This is a genomic window from Clavibacter michiganensis (assembly GCF_002151125.1).
Taxonomy (GTDB): domain Bacteria; phylum Actinomycetota; class Actinomycetes; order Actinomycetales; family Microbacteriaceae; genus Clavibacter; species Clavibacter michiganensis_C.
Genome location: NZ_MDJZ01000003.1, coordinates 107,394 through 132,588, shown reverse-complemented (window position 1 = coordinate 132,588; position 25,195 = coordinate 107,394). Strand labels below are relative to the sequence as shown.

Below are 25,195 nucleotides of genomic sequence, written 5' to 3'. Positions count from 1 at the left end.
GAATATGGCTTCGCGCTCGGCGGGTCGGGACGGGAGCCGCGGCGCCGGGGGGCGGGGGCGCCGCCGTCGGCGGGGGCGTCGGACGCGGGCGGCTTCGGGACCCGGGGCCGGTCGAAGCCCTCGGGCCGCTTCACTCGCGGAGCCGGGAGGACGCGGTGGGCTGCGCGGATCCGGAGGGACCCTCGAGCGCGCCGATCACCTGCGGGATGATCCGGTACACGTCGCCGCAGCTGAGGGTGACGATGAAGTCGCCGTCGCGCGCGATCTCCGCCGCGCGGTCGGCCGCCTGCTGCCAGTCGGGCAGGTAGTCGACGCGGCGCGCGTCCTCGAAGCGCTCGGAGACGAGGGCACCGGTGACGCCGGGGATCGGGTCCTCGCGGGCGCCGAAGACGTCGAGCACGATCGTGTGGTCGGCCAGCTCCTCGTAGACGCGCGCGAAGTCGCCCGCCATCATCTGCGTGCGGCTGTAGAGGTGCGGCTGGTGCACGGCGATGATGCGACCCTCCCCCACGACCGTCCGCGCGGCCTCGAGCGCGGCGCGGACCTCGGTCGGGTGGTGCGCGTAGTCGTCGTAGACGCTCACGCCCCGGACCTCCGCGTGCAGCTCGAAGCGACGGCCGGTTCCGGTGAAGCCGGCGAGGCCCGCGATCGCGTCGTCGGGATCCACGCCGAGGCCGACGAGCACCGCGTAGGCGCCGGCCGCGTTGACGGCGTTGTGACGGCCGGGCACGCGGAGCGCGGCGCGGCGCGCGACGCCGTCGTGGGTGATCGTGAAGGCGACGGGGCCCTCCGTCACGATGTCGGTGATCCGGAAGTCGGCGGACGGGTCCTCGCCGAACGTCACGACGCGGCCCTCGATGCGGGCGGTGACGCGTCGCGCGCCGGGGTCGTCGCTCGAGATGACCACGAGCTCGGACGCCGCGCTCGCGAAGCGCACGAAGGCGTCGTCGAATGCCTCGTGCGAGCCGTAGTGATCGAGGTGGTCCGCGTCGACGTTCGTGATGAGCGCGACGGCCGTGTCGTAGAGGAGGAAGGAGCCGTCGGACTCGTCGGCCTCGACGACGAACAGCTCCTCGGATCCGGGTGCGCTGGAGACGCCGAGCCCCCCGATCACGCCGCCGTTGACGAACGACGGGTCGCGACCGGCCTCGAGCAGCGCCGTGACGATCATGCCGGTGGACGTCGTCTTACCGTGCGCGCCCGCGACGGCGACGAGGCGCTGGCCGCTGATGAGCCAGGCGAGCGCCTGCGAGCGGTGCAGGATCGGCAGGCCGCGCTCCTTCGCGAGCACGTACTCGGGGTTGTCCTGCCAGAGCGCTCCCGTGACGACGAGCGCCTCGGCGTCGCCCACGTGCGCCGCGTCGTGGCCGACGTGGATCTCGGCGCCGAGCTCGCGGAGCGCCTGGACGGCGTCGGAGTCGCGGGAGTCGGATCCGGTGACGCGGTGGCCGGCGGCGAGGAACAGGCGCGCGATGCCGCTCATCCCGGATCCGCCGATGCCCACGAAGTGGACGCGCCCGAGCTCGGTCGGGATGTCCATGGTCAGGTCGGGTGCGATCACGTGCGGTCTCCTCGGGCGGTGGGAAGCGGGGCGGCGGCGGTCAGCGCCGCGCGGCAGGGCGGGCGGCGACGGCGTCGCGGACGAGGTCGGCCATGCGGGCGGCCCCGTCGCGCGCGCCGACGGAGGCGGCGGCCCGGGACATGCGCGCGAGCGCCGCCGGGTCGGACAGGAGCGGGAGCACGTGGGCGAGCACCCAGTCGGGCGTGAAGTCGGCGTCGGCCACCACGATCCCGCCGCCGGCCGCGACCACGCCGCGCACGTTGACGGCCTGCTCGCCGTTGCCGACCGGGTACGGCACGTAGACCGCGGGGAGCCCGACGGCGGTGAGCTCGGAGAGGGCGCCCGCGCCCGCGCGCGAGACGACGAGGTCGGCGGCGGCGATGGCGAGCTCCATCCGGTCGGAGTAGCCGACCACGTGGTAGCGCTCGACGCCCGGGTCGGTGAACTCCTGCGCGCCGCCGACGATGTGCAGGATCTGCGCGCCCGTCGCGGTGATGCGCTCGGCCACCTGCACGACCGTGCGGTTGAGGCTGCGCGCACCCGTGGACCCGCCCGTGACGAGCAGGGTCGGTCGGTCGGCGTCCAGGCCGAGCTCGGCGCGCGCGGCGTCGCGGACGGCGGCGCGGTCGAGGGTCGCGATCTCGCGGCGCAGCGGCATGCCGACGACGCGGGCGCGCGGGAGGACGGTGTCGGGGAAGGTGATGCCGACGGCGATGGCGACGCGCGCCCCCAGCCGGTTGGCGAGCCCGGGCGACGCGTTCGCCTCGTGCACGACCACGGGCACGCCCGAGCGGCGCGCGGCGAGGTAGGCCGGCGCGGCCGCGTAGCCGCCGAAGCCGACGACCACGTCGATGCCGCGCTCCGCGATCATGCGCCGGATCTGGCCGACCGCCCGCGCGAAGGCGGGCGCGAACGTCACCGCGGCGCGGTTCGGACGGCGCGGGAACGGCAGGCGCGCGATGGTGAGCAGCTCGTATCCGCGGGCAGGGACGAGCCGGGACTCGAGGCCCTCGCGCGTGCCGAGGACGAGGATCGTGGCCTCCGGCTCGCGCGCGCGCAGCTCGTCGGCGACGGCGAGCAGCGGGTTCACGTGCCCCGCCGTGCCGCCGCCCGCGAGCAGGTAGACCGTCACGAGCGCATCCCGATGACGGCGGGGACCACGTCGGGCGACTCCTCGGTCGTGGGCCTCCGCGCGAAGCCGAGCACGATGCCCATCGCCACGAGCGTGGTCACGAGCGACGAGCCTCCCGACGACACGAACGGCAACGGCACCCCGAGCACCGGGAGCAGGTTGAGCACCACGCCGATGTTCACGAAGGCCTGGACGACGATCCACGTCATGACGGCACCCGTCGCGACCCGCGCGAAGGTGTCGGTGTTGGCGCGGATCACGCGGATGAAGCCGATGGCGAGCACCACGAACAGGAGGATGACGACGATCGCGCCGATGAGGCCGAGCTCCTCGCCGATGATGGCGAAGATGTAGTCGTTGTCGGCCTCCGGCAGCCACATCCACTTCGCCTTCGAGTTGCCGAGGCCGACGCCGAAGATCCCTCCGGCGGCCAGGGCGTAGAGGCCGTGCGTGGACTGCCAGCAGCCGCCCGCGTAGTCGCACTGTCCGGTGAGGAACTCGGTGACGCGGCGCATGCGGCTGTCGCTGATCACGGTCATGAGCACGGCCAGCACGGAGCCGATCGTGAGCATGAGCGTGAGCTTGCCGATCGGGATGCCCGCGAAGAACAGGGCGCCGAGGACGATGCTCGCCATGATGATGACGGTCCCGAGGTCGCCGCCGAGCGCCACGAGGCCGACCGCGCCGCCGGCGACGGGCAGCACGGGGATGAGGATGTGCGGCCAGGTGCGCAGCAGGTGGCGCTTCCTCGCGAGGATGAAGCCCAGCCAGATCACGAGGCCCACCTTGATGAGCTCGGCCGGCTGGAACGTGGTGCCGGCGATGCGGATCCAGCCGATGTTCTCGCCGACCTTCACGCCCATGGGCCCGAAGACGAGCAGCTGCACGCAGCACGCGGCGAGCAGGAGCACCCAGGCCCAGCGCTTCCAGAACATCGGCGGCACGAGCGAGACCACGAGCATGAGCGGCACGCCGATGAGCGCGAACATGCCCTGCTTGAGGAAGATGCCGAAGAAGCCGCCGCCCGCGACGAACGAGTCGATGCTCGACGAGGACAGCACCATCACCAGGCCGAAGACGACCAGGAACAGCGTCGTGCCGAGCAGCAGGAAGTAGGAGCCGCTCTCCGCGTGGAAGGCGCGGCCGAGGTGGATCCGCGCGGCGAGGCCGCGACGCTGCGTCCCCTCCTGCGCGTCCTCGTCGGGTGCGGACGGGGTGCGCGGACCGCGGGGGCCCTGCGCGTCAGCCGCGCGAGGGGTCCGCGTCGTTCTCGGGGGCAGTGTCATCCGCCGCACCTCCCAGGTGGTGGTCGACCGCGGTCCGGAATCGGCGTCCGCGGTCGGCGTAGTCGGTGAATTGGTCCATGGATGCCGCCGCCGGGGCCAGCAGGACGGTGTCGCCCTCCCGGGCCACGCCCGCCGCGAGCCGCACGGCGGACCGCATGATTACCTCAGTGTCGCTCTCGGCCACCTCGAGGACGGTCACGTCGGGCGCGTGTCGCCCGAATGCCGCGAGCACCTGCGCGCGCTCGACGCCGATGACGACCGCGGCCCGCAGGCGCCCGGCGTGCGCCCGGATCAGCTCGTCGAGCTCGACGCCCTTGAGGAGGCCGCCGACGATCCACACCACGGACGGGAAGGCCGCGAGCGACGCGGAGGCGGCGTGCGGGTTCGTGGCCTTGGAGTCATCGACGAACGCGACGCCGTCGCGCTCCCCGATGCGCTCGATGCGGTGGCTGTCGAGCTCGAAGCGCTGGAGCGCCTGGCGCACGACCTGGGGCGGGACGCCGTAGGAGCGCGCGAGCGCGGCAGCCGCGAGGATGTTCTGAACGATGTGCGGGGCCGCGAGGCCCACGGCGCGCAGCTCGTCGAGCGTCGTCAGCTCGAGCGCGGACGTCGCCCGCTCCTCGAGGAACGCGCGGTCGCAGAGGATCCCGTCGACGATGCCGAGGTCGCTCGGGCCGGGCGCGTCGAGGCCGAAGCCGATGGCGCGGGCGCCGTCCTGCACGTCCGCCTCGCGGAGCGCGTCCTCGGTGGCGCGGTCGGCGCGGTTGTACACGCACGCGACGCGGGTGTCGGCGTAGACCCGGCCCTTGGCGGCGGCGTACGCCCGCCTCGACCCGTGCCACTCGAGGTGGTCGTCGGCGAGGTTGAGGAACGCGCTGGAGTAGGGGCGCACCTCGCGCATGTAGTGCAGCTGGTGGCTGGAGAGCTCGACCACGAGCACGTCGAAGCCGTCGGGGTGCCGCACCACGTCGAGCACGGGCAGGCCGATGTTGCCGCACGGGACGGCGCGCACGCCGCCCTCCTGCAGGAGCGCGGCCGTGAGCTGCGTGGTGGTGGTCTTGCCGTTGGTGCCGGTGATGGTGATCCACTCGGCGGGCGTCCCCGTCTTGTCGCGCACGCGCCACGCGAGCTCGATGTCGCCCCACAGCGGGATGCCCGCTTCCGTGGCCCACGCGGGAAGCGGGTGCGTGGGCGCGTAGCCGGGCGAGACCACGACCAGCTCGGGAGCGAAGGCCACGAGCTCCGCGGGGACGGGCTCCTCGTCGGTGGGTCGCACGAGGCGCCCGCCGATCACGTCGAGCAGCGCCAGCCGCTCGGGGGACGCGTCGGAGGCGACCACGAGCACGTCGGCGCCGAGCTCGACGAGCGTGTCCGCCACCGAGAAGCCCGTGCGGCCGAGGCCGAGGACGGCGACGCGGAGGCCCGTCCAGTCGTCGTGCCAGCTGTGCAGGGAGTCGGGACGCGGGAGCGCCGTCTCGTCGTCGGAGGTGCCGTCTGCCATCTCTACTGCGTGATCCATTCCAGGTAGAAGGTGCCGACGCCGGCCGCGACCAGCAGCCCGGCGATGATCCAGAAGCGCACGACGACCGTGACCTCCGCCCACCCCTTGAGCTCGAAGTGGTGGTGGAGCGGGCTCATGAGGAAGATGCGCTTGCCGTGGGTGAGCTTGAAGTAGATGCGCTGCAGGATCACCGACCCCGCGACGATCACGAACAGGCCGCCGATGAAGACGAGCAGCAGCTCGGTGCGGCTGAGGATCGCGAGGGCCGCGAGGGCGCCGCCGAGGCCGAGGGATCCGGTGTCGCCCATGAAGATCTGCGCGGGCGAGGTGTTCCACCAGAGGAAGCCGATCAGCGCGCCCACGATGGAGGCCGCGATGATCGCGAGGTCGAGCGGGCTCGCCACCTCGTAGCAGCGGTACTCGTTCTGGTAGCTGGAGACGCTGTCGCACGACTGGTTGAACTGCCAGAAGCCGATGATGACGTAGGAGCCGATCGAGAAGATCGACGCGCCCGCGGCCAGGCCGTCGAGGCCGTCGGCCACGTTCACGCCGTTCGAGGTGCTCGCGACGATGAGGCAGATCCAGACGATGAACAGCGCCGTGCCGATGACGGTGCCGAGCGCCATGAAGTCGAGCGGCAGGTCGCGGAACAGGCTGATGGCGGTGGACGCGGGCGTGAGGCCCGAGACGGGGTCGCGCAGCGTGATGGCGAGCACGGCGAAGACCGCGGCGACGAGCACCTGGCCGGCGATCTTCTGCCAGCCGCCGAGCCCGAGCGACTGCTGCTTGCGCGTCTTGAGGAAGTCGTCGAGGAATCCGACGAAGCCGAGGCCCACCATCATGAACACGACCAGCAGGCCCGACGGCGTCACCGGGTCGAAGCGGACCCCGTCCCACGTGAGCAGGTGCCCCACGAAGTACCCGATGACGCTCGCCAGGATGATGACGATGCCGCCCATGGTGGCCGTGCCGCGCTTCGTGTGGTGCGACTGCGGGCCGTCGTCGCGGATGAACTGGCCCCACTGCAGCCGGTGGAACAGCTTGATGAACAGGGGCGTCAGGAACAGCGTGAAGACGAGGGAGATGGCGCCCGCGCCGAGGAGGGCTACCACGCGTACTTCTCCCCCAGCTCGTCGCCGAGGAACCGCAGCCCCGCGGAGTTGGACGACTTGACGAGCACGAGATCGCCGTCGCGGAGGATCCGGTCGAGGATCTCGCGGGCCTCCGCGGCGTCCTCGGCGAAGATCGACTCGCCGTCCCAGGAGCCCTGCGCGATGGCCTCGAGGTGCAGGCGGCGGGCGGGTCGGCCGACGACCACGAGCTGGCCGATGTTGAGGCGCACCGCGAGGAGGCCCACGCGGTCGTGCTCCTCCTCGGAGAACTCGCCGAGCTCGCTCATCTCGCCGAGGACCGCGACCGTGCGCTGCTCGGGCCCGCGGATCTGCGCGAGCGTGCGGAGCGCTGCCGCCATGGAGTCGGGGCTCGCGTTGTAGGCGTCGTTGATGATCGTGACGCCGTTGCCGCCGAGGACCTCCATGCGCCAGCGCTCGGCGCGCTGCACGGTCTGCAGCGCGGAGACGATGGAGTCGCCGTCGACGCCGAGCGCCCAGGCGCCCGCCGCCGCGGCCAGCGCATTGGTCACGTGGTGCTCGCCGAGCACCCGGAACGACACGGGGCGCGTGGATCCGTCGGGCAGGTGGAGCGTGAAGGTCGTGCCGGCCGCGGACGCGACGACGTCGGTCGCGCGGACGGCGGCGCGCGCGTCCCGCCCGAACCACAGCACGGGCGCCTCGGTCTTGTCGCTCATGGAGGAGACCCGCGGGTCGTCGGCGTTGAGCACGGCCGTGTCCTCGGGCAGGAGGTCCTTGACCATCTCGGTCTTGGTGACGAGCGTCTGCTCGATGCCGCCGAAGCCGCCCGCATGGGCGAGCCCCACGGTGAGCACGATGCCGACGTCGGGCTTGGCCATGCGGATGAGCCGCGTGATCTCGCCGAGCCCGCTCGCGCCCATCTCCGCCACCAGGAACCGCGTCGAGCGCGTGACCTTGAGCATCGTCAGCGGCGCGCCGACCTCGTTGTTGAAGGACGCGACGGGCGACACGGTCTCGCCCTGGGTCTCGAGGATCGCGTGCAGCAGGTTCTTGGTCGTGGTCTTGCCGTTGGATCCGGTGACCGCCACCATCCGCAGGTCGCCGAGGGCGCGCACGCGGGCGACGACCTCGTGCGCCAGCCGGCCGAGCGCGTCGACGACGTCGGGCACGAGCACCTGGGGCACGGGCAGGTCGAGCTCGCGCTCGACGAGGAGGAGCGCGGCCCCGGCCTGGACGGCCGCGGGCGCGAACAGGTGCCCGTCGGTCTCCTCGCCGGGCTTGGCGACGAAGATCCCGCCGGGGGCGATGAGCCGGCTGTCGGTGTCGACCGCGCCGTCGACGACGGTCTGCGCGGTCGCGTCGCCGCGCAGCAGCAGCCGGCCGTCGACCGCCTCGGCGATCTCGGCGAGGGTGAGGGCGATCATGTCAGCTCCAGCCTGCGTCGCGGAGGGCCGCGCGCGCGTCGTCACGGGCGGAGAACGGGATCTTGACGCCCGCCACCTCGTGGTAGTCCTCGTGCCCGGGTCCGGCGACGAGGATGGTGTCCCCCTCGCCGACCAGCGACACCGCCGTGCGGATCGCCGTGGCGGGGTCGGGCACCTCGTGGATCTCGCGGTCGGGCACCGCGGCCCGGGCGCCCGCGATGAGGCTCGCCCGGATCGACGCCGGGTCCTCGTAGCGCGGGTGGTAGTCGGTGATGACGACGACGTCCGCGAGCCGGGCCGCGATCGCGCCCATCTCGGCGCGCTTCGTGGTGTCCCGGTCGCCGTCGGCGCCGAACACCATCACGAGCCTGCCGGGCGTGAACGGGCGCAGCGCCTGCAGCGTCTGCTCGAAGGCGTCGGGCGTGTGGCCGTAGTCGACGAAGAAGAGGGGGCCGCGCTCGCCCGACACGCGCTCGGCGCGGCCCGGGATGTACGCCTGGACGCCGCCGTCGCGGTCGAGCACGTGCGCCACCGCGTCGAGGTCGTAGCCGGACTCGACGAGCATCACGATCGCGAGTCCCGCGTTGGCCGCCATGAACCAGCCGGGCACGGGCACGCGCGAGACGAGCACGCGGTTGTCGGGCCCCTCGAGGCGGAACCCGGTGGAGTCGGGGGTCTGCTCGAGCACCGTCACGGTCCAGTCGGCCTCGACGCCGGGCTTCGAGGAGATCGTCGTCATCGGGATCCGGGATCCCTCGACGATGCGCTGGCCCCACTCGGTGTCGAGCGAGACGACGCCGCGACGCGCGCGGTCGGGGTCGAAGAACGCGGCCTTCGCCTCGAAGTACTCCTCGAAGTCGGCGTAGTCGTCGAGGTGGTCGTGGCTCAGGTTGATGAAGGCGGCCACGTCGAAGACGAGTCCGTCGACCCGGTGGCGGGTGAGGGCCTGCGCCGAGACCTCGATCGTGACCGCGCGGACCTCGGCCTCGCGCATGCGCGCCAGGAGCGCGTGCAGCTCGCTCGCCTCGGGCGTGGTGAGGCGGCTCGTGATGCTCTCCTCGCCGATGCGGCGCTCGGCCGTGGAGGTGAGCCCCGTCACCACGCCGAGCTGCCGGAGCAGCCCGTCGAGCAGGTAGACCACGCTCGTCTTGCCGTTGGTGCCCGTGACCCCGTAGAGCGTGGCCGGGTTCTCCGCGGAGCGGTGGACCCACGCGGCGATGTCGCCGAGCGCGGCGCGCGGGTCGGGGGTGAGGATCACCGGGAGCCCGGAGCCCTGCGCGTCGGCCAGGCCGTCGGGGTCCGTGAGCACCGCGACCGCGCCGCTCTCGGCCGCGGCCGTCGCGAAGCGGGCGCCGTGCGCACGGGCCCCGCGGAGGCCCACGTAGAGGTCGCCGGGCTGCACGTCGCCGGAGGACAGGGTCACGCCGGTGACCTCCACGTCGTCCACGTCGCCGGAGACGTCGAGCGCGAAGTCGCGCACCAGGCCGGACAGCGACCGTGCGACGGGATGCTCGGGGCGGAGGGCGGGGGTGGCAGGGGAGGTCATCGCCCTCATCTCTCAGTAGGTCGTCGGGAGGTTCGGGGACGGCACGCTGGAGGGCGGGACCCGGTAGGTCTTCAGTACCTGGGACATGATCTTCTGGAAGACCGGCGCCGCGGCCGCCGAGGACTTCATGGTATCCGGATTGGCCAGGCTGATCGACACGACGTACTGGGGGTCCTCGGCCGGCGCGAGCCCGGCGATCGACACCAGGTAGTTCTTGCCGTACTTGCCGTCGGCCTCGGCGACCTGCGCCGTGCCGGACTTCGCGGCGACGCGGTAGCCGGGGATCGTCAGGTCCTTCGAGAGGTGCCCGTCGGTGACCACGGTCTCGAGCATGTTCACGGTCGAGTCGGCGGCCTGCGGCGAGATGACCTGCTCCCCCGTCGTGTCGGGCTGGTCGGTCACGGTGCCGTCGGCCTGCTTGCAGCCGGAGACCAGCGACAGCGGCAGCTTCACGCCGTGGTTGCCGATGGTCTGGTAGATGCTCGCGACCTGCAGCGCCGTGGTCGTGAGGCCCTGGCCGAACATGGTCGCGTAGTTGGTCTGCGGGTCCCACTCCTGCCACGGGCGCACGAGGCCGCTGCTCTCGCCCGGGAAGTCGATGGCCGTCTTCTCGCCGACGCCGAACTTCTTCAGGTAGTCGTAGCGGTCCGATGCCGACAGGCGCTCGCCGAGCGCGGAGATGCCCGTGTTCGACGAGTCCATCAGCACGCCCGCGAGCGTGAAGCGGAGGTCGGGGTGCACGTAGCTGTCGCTGAGGTTCACGTTCGGCCGCGTGAACGTGTAGGGCGCCACGACGCGGGTGCCCGGGTCGGCCTTGCCCGAGTCGAGGAGCGCGGCGGCGGTCACGGCCTTGAGCGTGGATCCGGGCTCGAACGGCAGGCTGAACGCCCGGCTCCCCCGGTCGTCCGACTTCGTGGCCGAGACGTCGTTGGGGTCGACCGAGGGGTACTCGGCGACCGCGAGGACCTTGCCGGTCTTCACCTCGACGATGGTGGCGTGCCCGTAGTCGGCTCCGACCTTCACGGCCTGCTCGGCCACCGCGGTCTGCGCGAAGTACTCGAGGTCCGTGTCGATGTTGGTCATCACGTCGCTGCCGTCGACCGCGGGCTGCTGCGTCACGGTGCTGCCCGCGATGGGCACGCCGTCCGCGCCGCGCTCGTAGGTCTGCGCGCCGTCCCGGGCGGCGAGGCACGAGTCGTACTCCTGCTCCAGCCCGGCCTTCACGTTGCCGTCACCGGCGATGTAGCCGAGGATGCTCCCCGCGATCTGCCCGTTCGGGTAGGTGCGGCTCGAGACGGCCTGGAAGTAGATCCACGGGATCTTGAGGTCGCGGATGGCGAGGTACGCGTCGACGTCGACGCCCTTGGTGACGTAGGCGAACAGGGACTTCGGGTCCTTGTCGAGCGCGCCCGTGATCAGCCCGTGGATCTCCTCGGGCTTCTGCCCGGTAATCGCGCCCAGCTGCGCCTCGGCGTCCGCGAGAGACACGTCCTCCTTGGCGGGCTCGCCGTCCTCGCCCGTCACCGTGCGCGTGAAGTCGGCCGCCTTCGACGGATCCATGGTCACGTCGTACCGGAGGACGCTGCCCGCGAGGACGTTGCCCTCGGCGTCGTAGATGCTGCCGCGGACGCCGGGCAGGACCTGCGAGATCGCCCGCTTGCCGAGCGACTCCTCGTTGAGCTCCGAGGCCTGCACGACCTGGATGTCGATGAGCTTGACCACGAAGACCCCGATGACGGCGAGGATCGCGATGAGGGAGAAGGCGATGCGCCGTCGGTTCGAGATGGTGCTCACTCGGGGGTTCCTCTCGGTGCCTGCGGTGCGGTGCTGTGCTCCGTCGGAGCGGTGTCGTGCGGTGGCCGCGACCCCTCGGCGGGGCGCGGGATCAGCGGGTCTGCGGGGTCGGGATCGCCGTGGCCGACGCTAGCCCGGAGGCCGCGCCCGACGCCGGAGGCGCGCTAGGGCTCCCGGCGGTCACCCCGCCGGTGGCCTCGGCGGACCCGGGGATGGCCGACCCGGGGTCGACCGCGGCGGCGCCGTCCTGCGAGGTGGCTGCCTGGACGGCGGCGGCGCGCTTCGTCGGGTCGCTCTCGATGGTGAGCGGCACGCCGGTGAGGAGCGAGTTCCCGATGAGCGTGTCGGCGGTGAGCGGCGTGGTCGCCCCGTCCTTCGCCTGGGGCGTGCCCTGGATGGTGCCGTCCAGGGAGAGGAACGAGGGGGACGCGCTCGCGACCATGCCGAGCGCCTGGGCGTTGCGCGCCAGGTTCTGCGGGGACGACAGCCGGTCGACGTCCTCGGTGAGCGCCTGGTGGGTGCGGTCCAGCTCCTTCTGCTGCTGCTGGAGCGACTGGATCGCGTACGCCCCGTCGGACAGGCCGATGGAGAGGAGGAGCTGTGCGAGGAGGACGGCGAAGAGCCCGCCCACCACGATCACGGCGTAGACGGTGCGGGGGCGGGCCCGGCGCTGGCCGCGGGTGGCGACGACCTCGATGTGGCGGGTGGCGGGCTCGGCGGACGGCCGGATCCGGGGACGCGCGGTCGCGCGTGCTGCATCGGTCATGCGTGTCGCCTCCTGGCTCGTTCGGCGGCGCGCAACCGGACGGAAGCGGCGCGGGGGTTGCGGGCGATCTCGTGCTGGTCCGCGAGCTCGGCGCCGCGGACGAGGAGCTTGAGCTCCGGACGGTGCTCGGGCAGCTCGACGGGGAGCCCGACGGGCGCCGTGCTCGTGGACCGCGTGCGCAGCTCGCGCTTCACGATGCGGTCCTCCAGCGACTGGTAGGACTCGACGACGACGCGGCCGCCGACGGCCAGCCGGTCGATCGCGGCGGGCATGGCCCGCGCGAGCACGCTCAGCTCCTGGTTGACCTCGATGCGCAGCGCCTGGAACACGCGCTTCGCGGGGTGCCCGGCCCGCTGCACCGCGGCGGGCGTCGCCTGCTGGATGATCTCCACCAGCCGCGCCGACGTCGTGATCGGCTCGACCTCCCGCGCCTGGACGATGCGGCTGGCGTAGCGCGGCGCGAGCTTCTCCTCCCCGTAGTCGTAGAAGATCCGGCGCAGCTCGAGCTCGTCGTACTCCGCGACGACCTGGGCTGCGGTGAGACCCGCGGTCCCGTCCATGCGCATGTCGAGGGGGGCGTCCTGCGAGTACGAGAAGCCGCGCTCGACGCGGTCGAGCTGGAGCGACGAGACGCCGAGGTCGAAGAACACGCCCTGCACCTCGCCGATGCCGAGCCCGTCGAGCGCGCGCCCGATCCCGTCGTAGACGGTGTGCACGAGGTGGACCCGGTCGCCGAAGCGCGCGAGCCGCTCCCCCGCGATGGCGAGGGCGTCCGGGTCGCGGTCGAGCCCGACGAGGCGGAGCCCGGGCAGCGCGTCGAGGAACGCCTCGGAGTGGCCGGCCATCCCGAGGGTGGCGTCGACCAGCACGGCGCCCTCGCCCTGGAGGGCGGGGGCGAGCAGCTCGAGGCAGCGCTCGAGGAGCACGGGGGTGTGGATGTCGTCGATGGCCATGGCGACCCGATGCCCTGTCCGCGACTCCTGATCCCCATCCGTCCCGACCTGCCACCGGGGAAGTGCGGCAGGGCGTCGGACGGCTGGGAGTCAGGGGCCGGGGTCAGAACAGTCCGGGGATCACCTCCTCCGCGGTGTCGGCGAACGCGCTCTCGTTGGCGGTGAGGTACTCGTCCCACGTGCCGGCGTCCCAGATCTCGACGCGGCTGCCCGCGCCGATGACCGCGAGCTCGCGGTCGAGGCCCGCGTAGGTGCGGAGCGCCTGCGGGATGGTGATGCGGTGCTGCTTGTCCGGCGTCTCGGCGTTGGCCCCGGACAGGAAGACGCGCATGTAGTCGCGCGCCTGCTTGCTCGCCAAGGGCGCCTGGCGCATGCGGTCGTGCAGCTCCTCGAACTCGCGCGTCGTGAACACGTAGATGCAGCGGTCCTGGCCGCGCGTCATGACGACGCCGCCCTCGAGCTCGTCGCGGAACTTCGCGGGGAGGATGAGCCGCCCCTTGTCGTCGAGACGAGGCGAATGGGTGCCGAGGAACACACCGACACCCCCTGTCTCTCCGGCCGTGGTTCAGGACTTGCTCCACTTTACTCCACCGCCCTCCACCCGCCGCCAGGGCGCCACGGTGAATTCGCGGTGCGTGTCCCCCGATGCCAGTGGATCCGGGCCTCGATGCGCGGGGAGGGAAGTGGAGGGGGATGTGGGCTCCGGCGCGCCGCGGGCATGCGAGAGCGCCCTCCACGCGGTCGGAGGACCGCGCGGAGGGCGCCGGGGAGGGATCGGGAGGGGCGGTGGGACGACGGAAGGGGCCGATCCCAGTGCGGGATCGGCCCCTTCGGGTCGAGTGGAGGGCGGTGGAGGACCGCCTCAGGGGGAGGTCAGTCCTGACCGCCCTGGCGCTTCTCCCAGCGCTCGTTGATGCGGTCCATGAAGGAGGACGACGAGGCCGGGCGCTTGCCGGCACCTCGCCCGGGAGCCGGAGCAGCTGCGGGGGTCGACGCGTCACCGGATGCCCCGCGCGGGCTGAAGATCAGCAGCGCGCCGACGATCATGACGGCGAAGCCCAGGATGCCGATGACGGCCAGCTTGGTGATGACGCCGGCGGCCAGGGCGGCGATGCCCAGGACGATGACCAGCACGCCGACGACGACCATCGTGTAGTTGGGTCTGCTGCGGCGACCGCTGACGGTCGCCACGAAGTCTGCGTCGTTGCGATAGAGGCTTCGCTCCATCTCCTCCAGCAGGCGCTGCTCTTGCTCGGAAAGCGGCATCATGTTCCCCTCAGGCTCGGGACGACGCGTTGGTGTTCACCCGTGAATTCTAGCTCCCTGCCCCTGGCTAGGCTAGGCGGGTGCCCGAAAGCGACCGCCTCGTCAGCCACGTCCAGACCCGCCTCGACGACTTCCTGACGGCCCAGGCGGCGGGACTCCGGGAGATCAGCCCGGATCTTGTGCCCATCCAGGAGTTCTCCTCGGATCTGCTGAGAGGCGGGAAGCGGTTCCGCGCGCAGTTCTGCTACTGGGGATGGCGCTCGGTGATCGACCTCGACCCCTCCCCCGTCGGGCGACCCCAGGGCGAGGAGCGACCCGGGTACCGGGCGGTCGTCGGCGTCGCCGCGGGCCTCGAGATCTTCCACGCCGCGGCACTCGTCCACGACGACATCATCGACCGCTCCGACACCCGTCGTGGCCGCCCCGCGGCGCATCGCCGCTTCGAGGCGCTGCATGCCGCGAGCGGCTGGGCCGGCTCGGCGGCGGGCTTCGGCGAGGCGGGGGCGACCCTCCTCGGCGACCTCCTGCTGGGGTGGAGCGACGAGCTCCTCATCGACTCGCTCCTGGCGCTCGCGGACGGGTCCGCGGCGCGCGCGACGCGCGCCGAGCTCGCGACCATGCGCACGCAGGTCACGCTCGGCCAGTACCTCGACGTGCTCGAGGAGGTCGCGTGGCCGACCGTGCCCGAGGACGACACCCTCGCCCGTGCCCACAACGTCATCGTCTACAAGTCCGCGAAGTACAGCATCGAGGCGCCGCTCGTCGTCGGCGCCAGCCTCGCGGGCGCGACGCCCGAGCAGGTCGCGGCGCTCCGCGCCGTCGGCCTGCCGCTCGGCATCGCCTTCCAGCTGCGCGACGACGTGCTCGGCGTGTTCGGGGACAGCGACGTGACGGGCAAGCCCAGCGGCGACGACCTCCGCGAGGGGAAGCGCACCGTGCTCATCGCCCTCGCTCGCCGGCGGCTGCCGGACGGCGTGCGCCGCACGGTCGACGCGCTCCTCGGCGACCCGGACCTCGACGACGAGCAGATCCGGGTCCTCCAGTCGATCCTCCGCGAGAGCGGCGCGCTCGACGAGGTGGAGGGCATGATCGCGCGCCACGTCCGCGAGTCGCTGTCGGCGCTGCGCGACGCCCCGATCGGATCGCGGGCGAGGAACCAGCTCGAGCTGCTCGTCGACAGCGTCACGCGCCGCGTCACCTGAGCGGACCTCGACCGGCACGTGCCGGGGCACGACGGGGCAGCCGACGCCGACGATCAGGCGCTGGCCTGCGCGACCCGGCGCACCTCCGCCTTGCGCCCCGCCAGCAGGGCGTCGATCGGGGCGGCGCCGAGGCTCGGCTCCTCGGTGAGGAGCCACTGCATGGCCTCCTCGTCGGTGAAGCCGTTGTCGCCGAGCACGATGACGGTGCCTCGCAGCTCGGTCAGCGGCTCCCCCTCGCGCAGGAAGACGGCCGGCACCTTGAGCACGCCGTCGAGGCGGACGGCCAGGAGGCGCCGGTCCTCGATGAGCCGGCGCACGCGGCTGACGGTGAGACCCAGGAGGTCGACGAGATCGGGGACGGTCAACCACTCACGGTCGGCATAGGGCTCGTTCACGCCTCACATGCTGGCACGTCCGGCGCCGTCGCCGGGACCGGGCGCGCGCTCGGCGTCCGCGCACGCGCCGTCCGGGCTCCGGAGCCTGCCTATCCGCCCAACACGCGTGTCGCAGATCACTCCAGTCCCATCCGTCACTTATGTGCGCATTCCTCTCCCTGCGTGTTAACGTGGATCACCTGCATCAGGGAATCGCGCACGACGGCCGGAGTAGACCAACATGCCCATGACCGAACCCACCCCTCCTCGCGACCCCCGCCGGTCCTCGGACACCGCCACCGGACGCTCGGCGAACCGCCGCTCCAAGGCGCTGCTCGCGACCATGCCCATCGTGCTCGTCGGCTCCCTCGCGGTGAGCCTCGGCATGGCGACCCCCGTCGAAGCCGCTCCCGTGAAGCGCGTGCCGAAGGCGAAGTCCGGCCCCGCGCAGACCAAGCTCACCCACGTCGCCGCGCCGACGGCCGCGCCGACCGCGGCGCCGATGGTGGCGACCCCCTCCTCGCACGTGGTCGCGCAGGGCGAGACCGTCTCGAGCATCGCCGGACGCTACGGCCTCTCCACCGCATCCGTGCTCGCGCAGAACGGGCTCGGCTGGAAGACCACGATCTTCCCCGGCCAGACGCTCACGCTCGGCGGATCCGGGGCATCGACCCCCGCACCCGCCGCGTCCACCGAATCGGGCACGACGTACACGGTCCTGGCCGCCGACACCGTGTCGGGCATCGCGGGCAGGCACGGCGTCTCGACGTCGTCGGTCCTCCAGGCGAACGGGCTCCAGGCCACGAGCACGATCTTCCCCGGCGACCGGCTCACGATCCCGGGAGCGGGGGCGACGTCGGCGTCAGCCGCGCCCGCGACGCCCGCCAGCGCCTCCCCCGCCGCGAAGCAGGGGCTCTCGGGCACGCACACGATCCAGACCGGCGAGACGCTGCACAGCATCGCGACGGACACGGGCGTCACGGTGCAGGACCTCCTCAACGCCAACGGCCTCAACTGGTCGAGCATCATCTACGCGGGCAGCACGCTGACGATCCCGCACGCGTCCACCTCGGCCGTGCAGGTCGCGTCGCTGAACGGGACGACCATCATGACCGACGAGATGCGCCGCAACGCGCGCGTCATCGTCCAGGTGGGGCGCTCGGCCGGCGTCAGCGACTACGGGCTCGTCATCGCGCTCGCGACCGCGGCGCAGGAGTCGACGCTCCGCAACCTCGACTGGGGCGACCGCGACTCCATCGGCCTCTTCCAGCAGCGCCCCAGCCAGGGCTGGGGTCAGCCCGCCGACCTGAACGACCCCGTGTACGCCTCGCGCGCGTTCTTCGGCGGCAGCGTGAACCCGAACCCCGGCGCGACGCGCGGCCTCCTCGACATCCCCGGCTGGAAGTCGATGACCGTGACGCAGGCCGCCCAGGCCGTGCAGTACTCGGCCTACCCGGATGCCTACGCCAAGTGGGAGGCATCCGCCTGGACGTGGCTCGACGAGATCGGCTGACGCCGATCCCCAGGCGCACCCGCGAGGCGGCGCACCGGTGTGCCGGGGAGGCCAGCGGACCGGCGATCCCTAGAATCATCCAGTGACCTCCAGCCCGACCGACCCGATGATCGGCCGTCTCCTCGACGGCCGATACCAGGTCAGGTCCCGCATCGCGCGCGGCGGGATGGCGACGGTCTACGTCGCCACCGACCTGCGGCTGGAGCGTCGCGTCGCCGTCAAGGTGATGCACGGGCACCTCGCGGACGACAGCGCGTTCCGCGACCGCTTCATCCAGGAGGCCCGCTCGGCCGCGCGGCTGGCGCACCCCAACGTCGTGAACGTCTTCGACCAGGGGCAGGACTCGGACATGGCGTACCTCGTCATGGAGTACCTCCCCGGGATGACCCTGCGCGAGCTGCTGCAGGAGTACGAGCGGCTGACGCCCGAGCAGACCCTCGACATCCTCGAGGCGGTGCTCTCGGGACTGGCGGCCGCGCACAAGGCCGGCATCGTGCACCGCGACCTGAAGCCCGAGAACGTGCTGCTCGCCGACGACGGCCGCATCAAGATCGGGGACTTCGGCCTCGCGCGCGCCGTCAGCGCGAACACGGCGACGGGGCAGGCCCTCCTCGGGACCATCGCCTACCTCTCCCCCGAGCTCGTCACGCGGGGCATCGCCGACACCCGCAGCGACATCTACGCGGTCGGCATCATGATGTACGAGATGCTCGCGGGCGAGCAGCCGTTCAAGGGCGAGCAGCCCATGCAGATCGCGTACCAGCACGCCAACGACCAGGTGCCCACCCCGAGCACCGCCAACGCCTCGGTGCCCGTCGAGCTCGACGAGCTGGTGCTGTGGGCGACCGCCCGGGATCCCGAGCAGCGGCCCCGCGACGCCCGGGCCCTCCTCGACGAGCTCTACGCCGTGCAGAACCGGCTCGATGCGCGATCGGGCGACCCCGCCCCGCTCCAGCGCACCGTCGTCTTCCCGAGCGCCCCCGCGCTCCCCTCCGTCACGACGGGCGAGACCCAGGTCGTCGGCGGGCCGCCCGTCATGACGCGGCAGGAGACCGAGAGCCGCGAGCCCGAGTCCGTCGTCGCGCTGGCGGCCGCCGGATCCCGCCGCCGCTCCCGGGGCTGGGTCCTCGCGCTCCTCGTCGTCATGCTCGCCGCCCTCGCCGGCGGCACCGGCTGGTACTACGGGCAGGGTCCCGGCGCCAAGGTGCCCGTGCCGCAGGTGGCCGCGATGGCCGTGGACGACGCGGCCGGCACGCTGCAGGGCCAGGGATTCGTCGTGGCGCGGGCCGAGGAGCCGAGCGTGGAGGTCGAGGTGGGGCACGTGACCCGCAGCGTCCCGGCGTCCGGGACGCCCGTCGACCAGGGATCCACCGTGACCGTGTACGCCTCGACCGGACCGCGGCTCCTCGACGTGCCGGACGTGTCCGGGGCCCAGGAGGCGGACGCCCGCACGCGCCTCGAGGGGGTGCCGTTCGTCGTGCAGGAGGCGACCGTCCGCCAGTACGGCGACGCCGAGGAGGGTACTGTCGTGCAGGTCCTCGATCCGTCGGGCGCGCCCGTCGGCGCCCAGTACCCCGAGCGGCAGCCCGTGACGCTCGTCGTGGCCGCGGGACCCATCCCGGACGTGCGCGATCGCCCGGTGGACCAGGCCGTCACCACGCTCGCGCAGGCGGGGCTCGTCGGCGAGGCCGGCAGGCAGAGCTTCAGCGACGACGTGGAGAAGGGCGACGTGATCTCGGTCTACGCGCTGGACGAGAACCCTGTGCGCTCCGGCCTCGACGGCGCGCCCGGCAGCAAGGTGGGCCTCGAGGTCTCCAAGGGGCCGGACCTCGTCGCGGTGCCGGAGGTCGTCGGGCTCACGCGCGACGAGGCGAAGGCCGCGCTCGACAGGGCGGGCTTCAAGTACGCGTACTCGGCGTTCTGGGACGCGCTGCCCAACAGCATCACCCGGGTGGCGTCGGCGAGCCCGGAGGCGCAGGCCCTGGCCCGCCGCGGGTCGACCGTCAACCTGGGCATCACCGCGTCCGGCTGATCCAGCCGCGAGCGGTCCGCGGGCCGGACACGACGGAGCCCGCCGTCCTCGAGGACGGCGGGCTCCATCGTGCGGGCGGGCTCAGCTGCGAGCGGCGGCGAGCTCCTCGGCGACGAGGAACGCGAGCTCGAGGCTCTGCATGTGGTTGAGCCGGGGGTCGCAGAGCGACTCGTAGCGCGTCGCGAGGGTGGCCTCGTCGATGTGCTCGGATCCGCCCAGGCACTCGGTGACGTCGTCGCCCGTGAGCTCGATGTGGATGCCTCCGGGGTGCGTGCCCGCCGCCCGGTGCGCCTGGAAGAAGCCCTGCACCTCGTCGACGACGTCGTCGAAGCGACGCGTCTTGTAGCCGGTGGGGGTGGTGAGGCCGTTGCCGTGCATGGGGTCGGTGACCCACAGCGGGTTCGCGTCCGACGCCTTCACGGCCTCGAGGAGCGGCGGCAGGGCGTCGCGGATGCGGCCCGCGCCCATGCGCGTGATGAACGTGAGGCGGCCGGGCTCGCGGTCCGGGTCGAGCTTCTCGATGAGCTCGTGCACGGTCTCGGGCGTCGTCGACGGGCCGAGCTTCACGCCCAGCGGGTTCCGCACGCGGGACAGGAAGTCGACGTGCGCGCCGTCGAGGTCGCGCGTGCGCTCCCCGATCCAGATGAAGTGCGCCGAGGTGTTGTAGGGCGTGCCGGTGCGCGAGTCGATGCGCGTCATGGGCCGCTCGTAGTCCATGAGGAGGCCCTCGTGGCCGGTGTAGAACTCGACGCGCTTGAGGTCGTCGAAGTCGGCGCCGGCGGCCTCCATGAACTTGATGGCCCGGTCGATGTCGCGGGCGAGCTGCTCGTAGCGCTGGTTCGCGGGGTTGGCGGCGAAGCCCTTGTTCCAGCTGTGCACCTCGCGGAGATCCGCGAAGCCGCCCTGCGTGAAGGCGCGGATGAGGTTCAACGTGGAGGCGGCCGTGTGGTACCCCTTCACGAGACGGGCCGGATCCGCCGCGCGCGACTCGGGCGTGAAGTCGTAGCCGTTGACGATGTCGCCGCGGTACGCGGGCAGGGTCAGGTCGCCGCGGGTCTCGGAGTCGCTGGAGCGCGGCTTCGCGAACTGGCCGGCCATGCGGCCCATCTTCACGACGGGCATGGCCGCGCCGTAGGTGAGCACGACGGCCATCTGGAGCACGGTCTTCACGCGGTTGCGGATGGCGTCGGCCGTGGCGCCGGCGAACGTCTCGGCGCAGTCGCCTCCCTGGAGGAGGAACGCGCGGCCGTCGGCGGCGGCGGCCAGGCGGGAGCGCAGCAGGTCGACCTCGCCCGCGAAGACCAGGGGCGGCAGCAGGGCGATCTCGGCGGACGCGGCGTGGACGGCGGCGGCGTCCGGCCACTGCGGCTGCTGCTTGACCTCGAGCGTGCGCCAGTGGTCGAGTCCGGCGAGGACGTCGGGATGGGCGGGGACGAGGTGCTCTGAGGCCACGGTGGGATCCCGGTTCGTGTCGTGCGCGTGGTGCGCGGTGGAGTCAGGCGGGCGTCGGTCAGCGGGCCGCGCTCGCGCGCTTCTCCTTGACCGAGGTCGCATAGACGTCGACGTACTCCTGGCCGCTCAGCCTCGAGAGCTCGTACATGATCTCGTCGGTGATGGAGCGGAGGATGAAGCGATCTCCCTCGAGGCCGGCGAACCTACTGAAATCTAGCGGCTCGCCGATGACCACACCAATCCGGCGGACCTTGGGGATGCGGCTGCCGATGGGCATGACCTTCTCGGTGTCGATCATCGCGATCGGGACCACCGGGACCTCGCCCTCGAGGATCATGCGGGCGACGCCGGTGCGGCCCCGGTACATCTTGCCGTCGGGGCTGCGCGTGCCCTCGGGGTAGATGCCGAGCATGCGGCCCTCGGCGAGCACCCGGAGGCCCGTGTTCAGCGAGGCCTCGGATGCCTTGCCGCCGGACCGGTCGATGGGCAGCATGCCGGTGGCCGTGAAGAACATCTTGGTGGCCCAGCCCTTGAGGCCGGTGCCCGTGAAGTAGTCGCTCTTCGCGAGGAAGACCAGGTTCCGGTCCACCAGGAGCGGCAGGAACACCGAGTCGATGAACGAGAGGTGGTTGCTCGCGAGGATGACGCCGCCCTTGGCGGGGATGTTCTCGAGCCCCGTGACCCAGGGTCGGAACGTGCTCCGCAGGAGGGGTCCGGCGACCAGGTTCTTCATGAACCAGTAGAACATCGGGTGGCCACCTTCCGGGCGGGGTCGGGATCCAGCATAGGCGGCGGCGCCGTCCGCGCCCGGCAGGCGGGGGCCGACGCGGCGCCCCGGACGTCAGGCGTCGTGGCGCAGGGCGGCCGCGTGCCGACGGGCGAGGTCGGCCGCGCCGACGACGCCGGCGTCGTTGACCAGCTCCGCGATGCGGAACTCCGGCTCCGGGTGGTAGCCACGCGCCGGGAGGTGCGCGAGGTACGCCTCGCGGATCGGGTCGAGCAGGAGGTCCCCCGCCTGGGCGACGCCGCCGCCGATCACGAACATCTGCGGGTCGAGGATCGCCCCGATGCTGGCGGCGGCCTCGCCGAGCCAGCCGCCGAGGCGCCGGAGGGCGAGGAGCGCGCCGGGATCGCCCGCCTGGATGAGGTCGCTGACGTCGTGGCCGGTGAGCGCGCCCACCTCGCGGCGGCGGGCGGCGAGGCCCTCGCCGTGCGTGCCGCCGAGGTCGGCCAGCTCGTCGGCGGTGCGCAGGAGCGCCCGGCCGGATCCGTACTGCTCGATGCAGCCGCGGGCGCCGCAGCCGCAGGGCAGGCCGTCGGGCACCACGCGCATGTGGCCGAGCTCGGCGCCGGCGCCGAAGCCGCCGCGGAAGAGCCGATCGTCGGCGACGATCGCGCCGCCCACGCCCGTGCCGATCGTGAGCGTGACCATGTCGCTGACCAGGCGGCCCGCGCCGTAGCGGAACTCGGCCCAGCCGGCGGCGTTCGCGTCGTTCTCGATGACGATGGGCAGGTCGATCCGGCCGCGCAGCTTCTCGCGCACCGGCTCGTTCCGCCAGTTGATGTTCGGGGCGTAGTAGACGGTGGACTGCGCGGCGTCGATGAAGCCGGCAGCGGCCACTCCCACGGCCACGACGTCGGGGTGTCGGGCTCGGAGCCGCTCGACCATGCCGACGACCGCCTCGACGATCGCGTCCGGGCTGCTCGCCTCCGTGGGCGTGCGCTCCTCCGCCTCGATGACGCCGAGCTCGTCGACCACGGCTCCCGCGATCTTCGTCCCGCCGATGTCGATCCCTATTGCATGCACTCCGCGGGCCCTTCCGTCCGTCTCGCCAGTCGATCCTACTGACGCGCCCGACGCCCCCGTCCGGGGACGAGCGCCGGACGCCGCGCGCCCATAAGCTGATCCCATCCATTTCCGGTACCGAGGGAGTTGCCGTGGAACAGCACACCATGCCCGCCGTCGTCGAGGCCAGACCCGACGACAACATCAGCGATGTCCTGGTGCACCGCGTGAGGACGAGCCCCGACGCTCCGCTTTTCTCGCTGCCGGACGGCCACGGGGGGTGGAGCGACGTCACGGCCTCCGAGTTCCACCGCCAGGTCGTCGCCCTCGCGAAGGGCCTCGTGTCCGCCGGGATCGAGCCGGGCGAGCGGATCGGCATGATGTGCCGGACCCGCTACGAGTGGACGCTCGTCGACTTCGCCGTCTTCTTCGCGGGCGGCGTCCTCGTCCCCGTGTACGAGACGTCCTCCCCCGGCCAGGTGCACTGGAACATGCAGGACTCCGGCGCGGTGGCGATGATCCTCGAGTCCGCGGAGCACTTCTCGCGCTTCGACGAGGTGCACCCGGAGCTGCCCGCGGTGCGCCGGGTCTGGCAGATCGACCTCGGCGACCTGGACAAGCTCGCCGAGCAGGGCGTCGACGTGCCGGACGCCGAGATCGAGCGTCGGCGGAACATCGCGGTCGGATCCGACATGGCGACCCTCATCTACACGTCCGGGACCACCGGCCGGCCGAAGGGCTGCATCCTCACGCACGCGAACTTCGTCGAGCTCGCGCGGAACGCCGAGGTCGCGATGGAGGAGGTCGTGCGGGTCGGCGCGTCGACGCTGCTGTTCATCACCACGGCGCACGTGTTCGCGCGCTTCATCTCGATCCTCAACGTGCAGGCGGGCGTGAAGACCGGCCACCAGGCCGACACGACGCAGCTCCTGCCCGCGCTGGCGTCGTTCAAGCCGACGTTCCTGCTCGCCGTGCCCCGCGTGTTCGAGAAGGTCTACAACTCCTCGGAGCAGAAGGCCGAGGGCGCCGGGCGCGGCAAGGTCTTCCGCAAGGCCGCCGAGGTCGCGTACGCGCACTCGGTCGCCGTCGACGCGGGCAGGGTGCCGCTCGCGCTGAAGCTCCAGTACAAGGTCTTCGACGCGCTCGTGTACTCCAAGATCCGGCAGGCGATGGGCGGGCGCGTGCGCTTCGCCGTCAGCGGATCCGCGCCGCTCGGCCTCCGCCTCGGCCACTTCTACCGCTCGCTCGGCCTCACGATCCTCGAGGGCTACGGTCTGACCGAGACCACGGCGCCGGTCAGCGTCAACCTCGTGAAGGGCTTCCGCATCGGCACGGTCGGGCCGGCGCTGCCGGGGGTCTCCACGCGGATCACGGACGAGGGCGAGATCGAGGTCAAGGGCGTCAACGTCTTCGACGGCTACTGGCAGGACGAGGAGGCGACCGCGGCCGTCTTCGACGACGGCTGGTTCCGCACGGGCGACCTGGGCAGCTACGACGCCGACGGCTACCTCACCATCACGGGGCGCAAGAAGGAGATCATCGTGACGGCCGGCGGCAAGAACGTCGCCCCGGCCGCGCTCGAGGACCCCATCCGGGCCAACCCGCTCGTCGGGCAGGTGGTGGTGGCGGGCGACCGGCGGCCGTTCATCTCGGCGCTCGTCACGCTGGATCCGGAGATGCTCAAGGTGTGGCTCGGCAACAACGGGCAGGACCCGGCCATGACGCTCGAGCAGGCGTCGCAGAACCCGGCGGTGCTCGCCGAGGTGCAACGCGCCGTCGACGCGGCCAACGCGACGGTCTCGCGCGCGGAGTCGATCCGGAAGTTCGTGGTGCTGCCGGTCGAGCTCACGGAGGCGGCCGGGCACCTCACGCCGAAGCTCAGCATCAAGCGCCAGGTGGTGCTCGACGCGTTCGGCGACGTCGTCACGCGGATCTACGAGGCGGCGCCCGACACCGAGGGCCACTCGCTGGTCCACTGACGGCACCCGCGGGTGCGCGGGCCGACGGGTCAGAACCAGTCGGACTCGCGCACCTGCTTCATGGCCTCGCGACGGCGCTGCTTGTCGAGCCGGTCGAGGTAGACCAGGCCGTCGAGGTGGTCGACCTCGTGCTGGAAGGCCTGGGCGAGGACCCCCGTGCCCTCGAGGCGGACGGGCTTCCCGTCGAGGTCGAGCCCGGAGATGACGGCCTCGGGGTGGCGCATGGTGGGGAACCAGAGGCCCGGCACCGAGAGGCAGCCCTCGTCGACGAGCACGGCCTCGCCGCGGAGCTCCTCGATGACGGGGTTGAGGATGTACCCGAAGGCCGGCCCCACGTTGTAGCTGAACGCCCGGAGGTTCACGCCGATCTGCGCGGCGGCCACGCCGGCGCGGCCGTCGGGCCGCACGCTGTCGAGGAGGTCCTCCACGAGGGCGCGCACCCCCTCGTCGATCTCGCGGATCTCCGAGGAGACGGTCTTCAGCACCGGATCGCCGAACAGGCGGATCTGTCGTTCAGTCATTCTCTGCTTCCGTGGG

21 protein-coding genes are annotated in these 25,195 nt (G+C 72.3%); 4 read left to right on the top strand and 17 right to left on the bottom strand.

All coding sequences use genetic code 11. The features are described from left to right. Positions 1-130 precede the first annotated feature (130 nt). The 12 genes from murC to BFL37_RS01300 form a co-directional block, all read right to left on the bottom strand. Positions 131-1,561: a UDP-N-acetylmuramate--L-alanine ligase gene (gene murC / locus BFL37_RS01355; protein ID WP_086513381.1), complete on the bottom strand. Its 1,431-nt coding sequence runs from the start codon at positions 1,559-1,561 to the stop codon at positions 131-133. A gap of 40 nt (positions 1,562-1,601) precedes the next feature. Next, a complete protein-coding gene (gene murG, locus BFL37_RS01350) occupies positions 1,602-2,693 on the bottom strand; it encodes an undecaprenyldiphospho-muramoylpentapeptide beta-N-acetylglucosaminyltransferase (RefSeq protein ID WP_086513380.1) in 1,092 nt (363 codons plus the stop codon). After that, positions 2,690-3,979 carry a putative lipid II flippase FtsW gene (gene ftsW, locus BFL37_RS01345; RefSeq protein WP_086513379.1) on the bottom strand — a complete coding sequence of 430 codons (1,290 nt, stop codon included), beginning with the start codon at positions 3,977-3,979 and terminating at the stop codon, positions 2,690-2,692. Before ftsW ends, murG begins: the two co-directional genes overlap by 4 nt. Beyond that, the gene (gene murD, locus BFL37_RS01340) at positions 3,936-5,480 is read right to left on the bottom strand and encodes a UDP-N-acetylmuramoyl-L-alanine--D-glutamate ligase (RefSeq protein WP_086513378.1); all 1,545 of its coding nucleotides are present in this window, start codon (positions 5,478-5,480) and stop codon (positions 3,936-3,938) included. The genes ftsW and murD overlap by 44 nt, the downstream gene beginning before the upstream one ends. 2 nt (positions 5,481-5,482) lie before the next feature. Further along, on the bottom strand, positions 5,483-6,592 hold the full coding sequence (gene mraY / locus BFL37_RS01335; protein ID WP_086513377.1) for a phospho-N-acetylmuramoyl-pentapeptide-transferase: 1,110 nt from the start codon (positions 6,590-6,592) through the stop codon (positions 5,483-5,485). Next, positions 6,586-7,995 (bottom strand): UDP-N-acetylmuramoyl-tripeptide--D-alanyl-D-alanine ligase, encoded by a 1,410-nt coding sequence (locus BFL37_RS01330; protein ID WP_086513376.1) that lies wholly within the window; start codon positions 7,993-7,995, stop codon positions 6,586-6,588. Before BFL37_RS01330 ends, mraY begins: the two co-directional genes overlap by 7 nt. Before the next feature lies 1 nt (position 7,996). After that, positions 7,997-9,541, bottom strand: coding sequence for a Mur ligase family protein (locus tag BFL37_RS01325; protein ID WP_086513375.1), 1,545 nt, complete (start codon positions 9,539-9,541; stop codon positions 7,997-7,999). A 12-nt stretch (positions 9,542-9,553) separates the two neighbouring features. Beyond that, positions 9,554-11,335: a peptidoglycan D,D-transpeptidase FtsI family protein gene (locus tag BFL37_RS01320; RefSeq protein WP_086513374.1), complete on the bottom strand. Its 1,782-nt coding sequence runs from the start codon at positions 11,333-11,335 to the stop codon at positions 9,554-9,556. Between the two features lie 91 nt (positions 11,336-11,426). After that, complete coding sequence (locus BFL37_RS01315) at positions 11,427-12,101, bottom strand: hypothetical protein (protein WP_086513373.1); 675 nt, start codon at positions 12,099-12,101, stop codon at positions 11,427-11,429. Then, positions 12,098-13,054, bottom strand: coding sequence for a 16S rRNA (cytosine(1402)-N(4))-methyltransferase RsmH (rsmH, locus tag BFL37_RS01310; RefSeq protein ID WP_086513372.1), 957 nt, complete (start codon positions 13,052-13,054; stop codon positions 12,098-12,100). Before rsmH ends, BFL37_RS01315 begins: the two co-directional genes overlap by 4 nt. A gap of 103 nt (positions 13,055-13,157) precedes the next feature. Next, positions 13,158-13,589, bottom strand: a complete 432-nt coding sequence (mraZ, locus tag BFL37_RS01305) for a division/cell wall cluster transcriptional repressor MraZ (RefSeq protein WP_012038555.1) — start codon at positions 13,587-13,589, stop codon at positions 13,158-13,160. Positions 13,590-13,927: 338 nt separating this feature from the next. Next, entirely contained in the window at positions 13,928-14,323 is a 396-nt protein-coding gene (locus tag BFL37_RS01300; protein ID WP_086513371.1) for a DUF3040 domain-containing protein, read from the bottom strand. Positions 14,324-14,400: 77 nt separating this feature from the next. Here BFL37_RS01300 and BFL37_RS01295 point away from each other — a divergent pair, with 77 nt between their 5' ends. Continuing rightward, the gene (locus BFL37_RS01295) at positions 14,401-15,522 is read left to right on the top strand and encodes a polyprenyl synthetase family protein (RefSeq protein WP_086513370.1); all 1,122 of its coding nucleotides are present in this window, start codon (positions 14,401-14,403) and stop codon (positions 15,520-15,522) included. 53 nt (positions 15,523-15,575) lie between these two features. On the opposite strand, the gene BFL37_RS01290 is transcribed toward BFL37_RS01295, so the two are convergent. Further along, complete coding sequence (locus BFL37_RS01290) at positions 15,576-15,917, bottom strand: Rv2175c family DNA-binding protein (protein ID WP_086513369.1); 342 nt, start codon at positions 15,915-15,917, stop codon at positions 15,576-15,578. 220 nt (positions 15,918-16,137) lie between these two features. Between BFL37_RS01290 and BFL37_RS01285 the strand changes: the two genes are divergently transcribed. Together BFL37_RS01285 and pknB are read left to right on the top strand one after the other, a co-directional pair. Next, positions 16,138-17,409: a lytic transglycosylase gene (locus BFL37_RS01285; protein ID WP_086513368.1), complete on the top strand. Its 1,272-nt coding sequence runs from the start codon at positions 16,138-16,140 to the stop codon at positions 17,407-17,409. An 82-nt stretch (positions 17,410-17,491) separates the two neighbouring features. After that, on the top strand, positions 17,492-19,441 hold the full coding sequence (gene pknB / locus BFL37_RS01280; protein WP_086513367.1) for a Stk1 family PASTA domain-containing Ser/Thr kinase: 1,950 nt from the start codon (positions 17,492-17,494) through the stop codon (positions 19,439-19,441). 81 nt (positions 19,442-19,522) lie between these two features. Here the strand turns inward: pknB and BFL37_RS01275 are convergent, their stop codons facing one another. From BFL37_RS01275 to BFL37_RS01265, 3 genes are all read right to left on the bottom strand, one after another. Continuing rightward, entirely contained in the window at positions 19,523-20,893 is a 1,371-nt protein-coding gene (locus BFL37_RS01275; protein ID WP_015490537.1) for a class II 3-deoxy-7-phosphoheptulonate synthase, read from the bottom strand. A gap of 58 nt (positions 20,894-20,951) precedes the next feature. Next, the gene (locus BFL37_RS01270; protein WP_043675637.1) at positions 20,952-21,641 is read right to left on the bottom strand and encodes a lysophospholipid acyltransferase family protein; all 690 of its coding nucleotides are present in this window, start codon (positions 21,639-21,641) and stop codon (positions 20,952-20,954) included. Between the two features lie 93 nt (positions 21,642-21,734). Continuing rightward, positions 21,735-22,700, bottom strand: coding sequence for an ROK family glucokinase (locus BFL37_RS01265; RefSeq protein WP_086513366.1), 966 nt, complete (start codon positions 22,698-22,700; stop codon positions 21,735-21,737). Between the two features lie 131 nt (positions 22,701-22,831). On the opposite strand from BFL37_RS01265, the gene BFL37_RS01260 reads away from it, so the two are divergent. After that, positions 22,832-24,658 (top strand): AMP-dependent synthetase/ligase, encoded by a 1,827-nt coding sequence (locus BFL37_RS01260; protein ID WP_086513365.1) that lies wholly within the window; start codon positions 22,832-22,834, stop codon positions 24,656-24,658. Between the two features lie 29 nt (positions 24,659-24,687). Here the strand turns inward: BFL37_RS01260 and BFL37_RS01255 are convergent, their stop codons facing one another. Further along, a complete protein-coding gene (locus BFL37_RS01255; protein ID WP_086513364.1) occupies positions 24,688-25,179 on the bottom strand; it encodes a peptide deformylase in 492 nt (163 codons plus the stop codon). Positions 25,180-25,195 lie beyond the last annotated feature (16 nt).

What these genes read in the sequence shown, in the direction of transcription:
- ftsW (WP_086513379.1), bottom strand. Translation starts at nt 3,979, where the DNA reads ATGACACTGCCCCCGAGAACGACGCGGACCCCTCGCGCGGCTGACGCG.
- BFL37_RS01270 (WP_043675637.1), bottom strand. Translation starts at nt 21,641, where the DNA reads ATGTTCTACTGGTTCATGAAGAACCTGGTCGCCGGACCCCTCCTGCGG.
- BFL37_RS01325 (WP_086513375.1), bottom strand. Translation starts at nt 9,541, where the DNA reads ATGACCTCCCCTGCCACCCCCGCCCTCCGCCCCGAGCATCCCGTCGCA.
- BFL37_RS01330 (WP_086513376.1), bottom strand. Translation starts at nt 7,995, where the DNA reads ATGATCGCCCTCACCCTCGCCGAGATCGCCGAGGCGGTCGACGGCCGG.
- BFL37_RS01315 (WP_086513373.1), bottom strand. Translation starts at nt 12,101, where the DNA reads ATGACCGATGCAGCACGCGCGACCGCGCGTCCCCGGATCCGGCCGTCC.
- murD (WP_086513378.1), bottom strand. Translation starts at nt 5,480, where the DNA reads ATGGCAGACGGCACCTCCGACGACGAGACGGCGCTCCCGCGTCCCGAC.
- rsmH (WP_086513372.1), bottom strand. Translation starts at nt 13,054, where the DNA reads ATGGCCATCGACGACATCCACACCCCCGTGCTCCTCGAGCGCTGCCTC.
- BFL37_RS01285 (WP_086513368.1), top strand. Translation starts at nt 16,138, where the DNA reads ATGCCCATGACCGAACCCACCCCTCCTCGCGACCCCCGCCGGTCCTCG.
- BFL37_RS01300 (WP_086513371.1), bottom strand. Translation starts at nt 14,323, where the DNA reads ATGATGCCGCTTTCCGAGCAAGAGCAGCGCCTGCTGGAGGAGATGGAG.
- BFL37_RS01255 (WP_086513364.1), bottom strand. Translation starts at nt 25,179, where the DNA reads ATGACTGAACGACAGATCCGCCTGTTCGGCGATCCGGTGCTGAAGACC.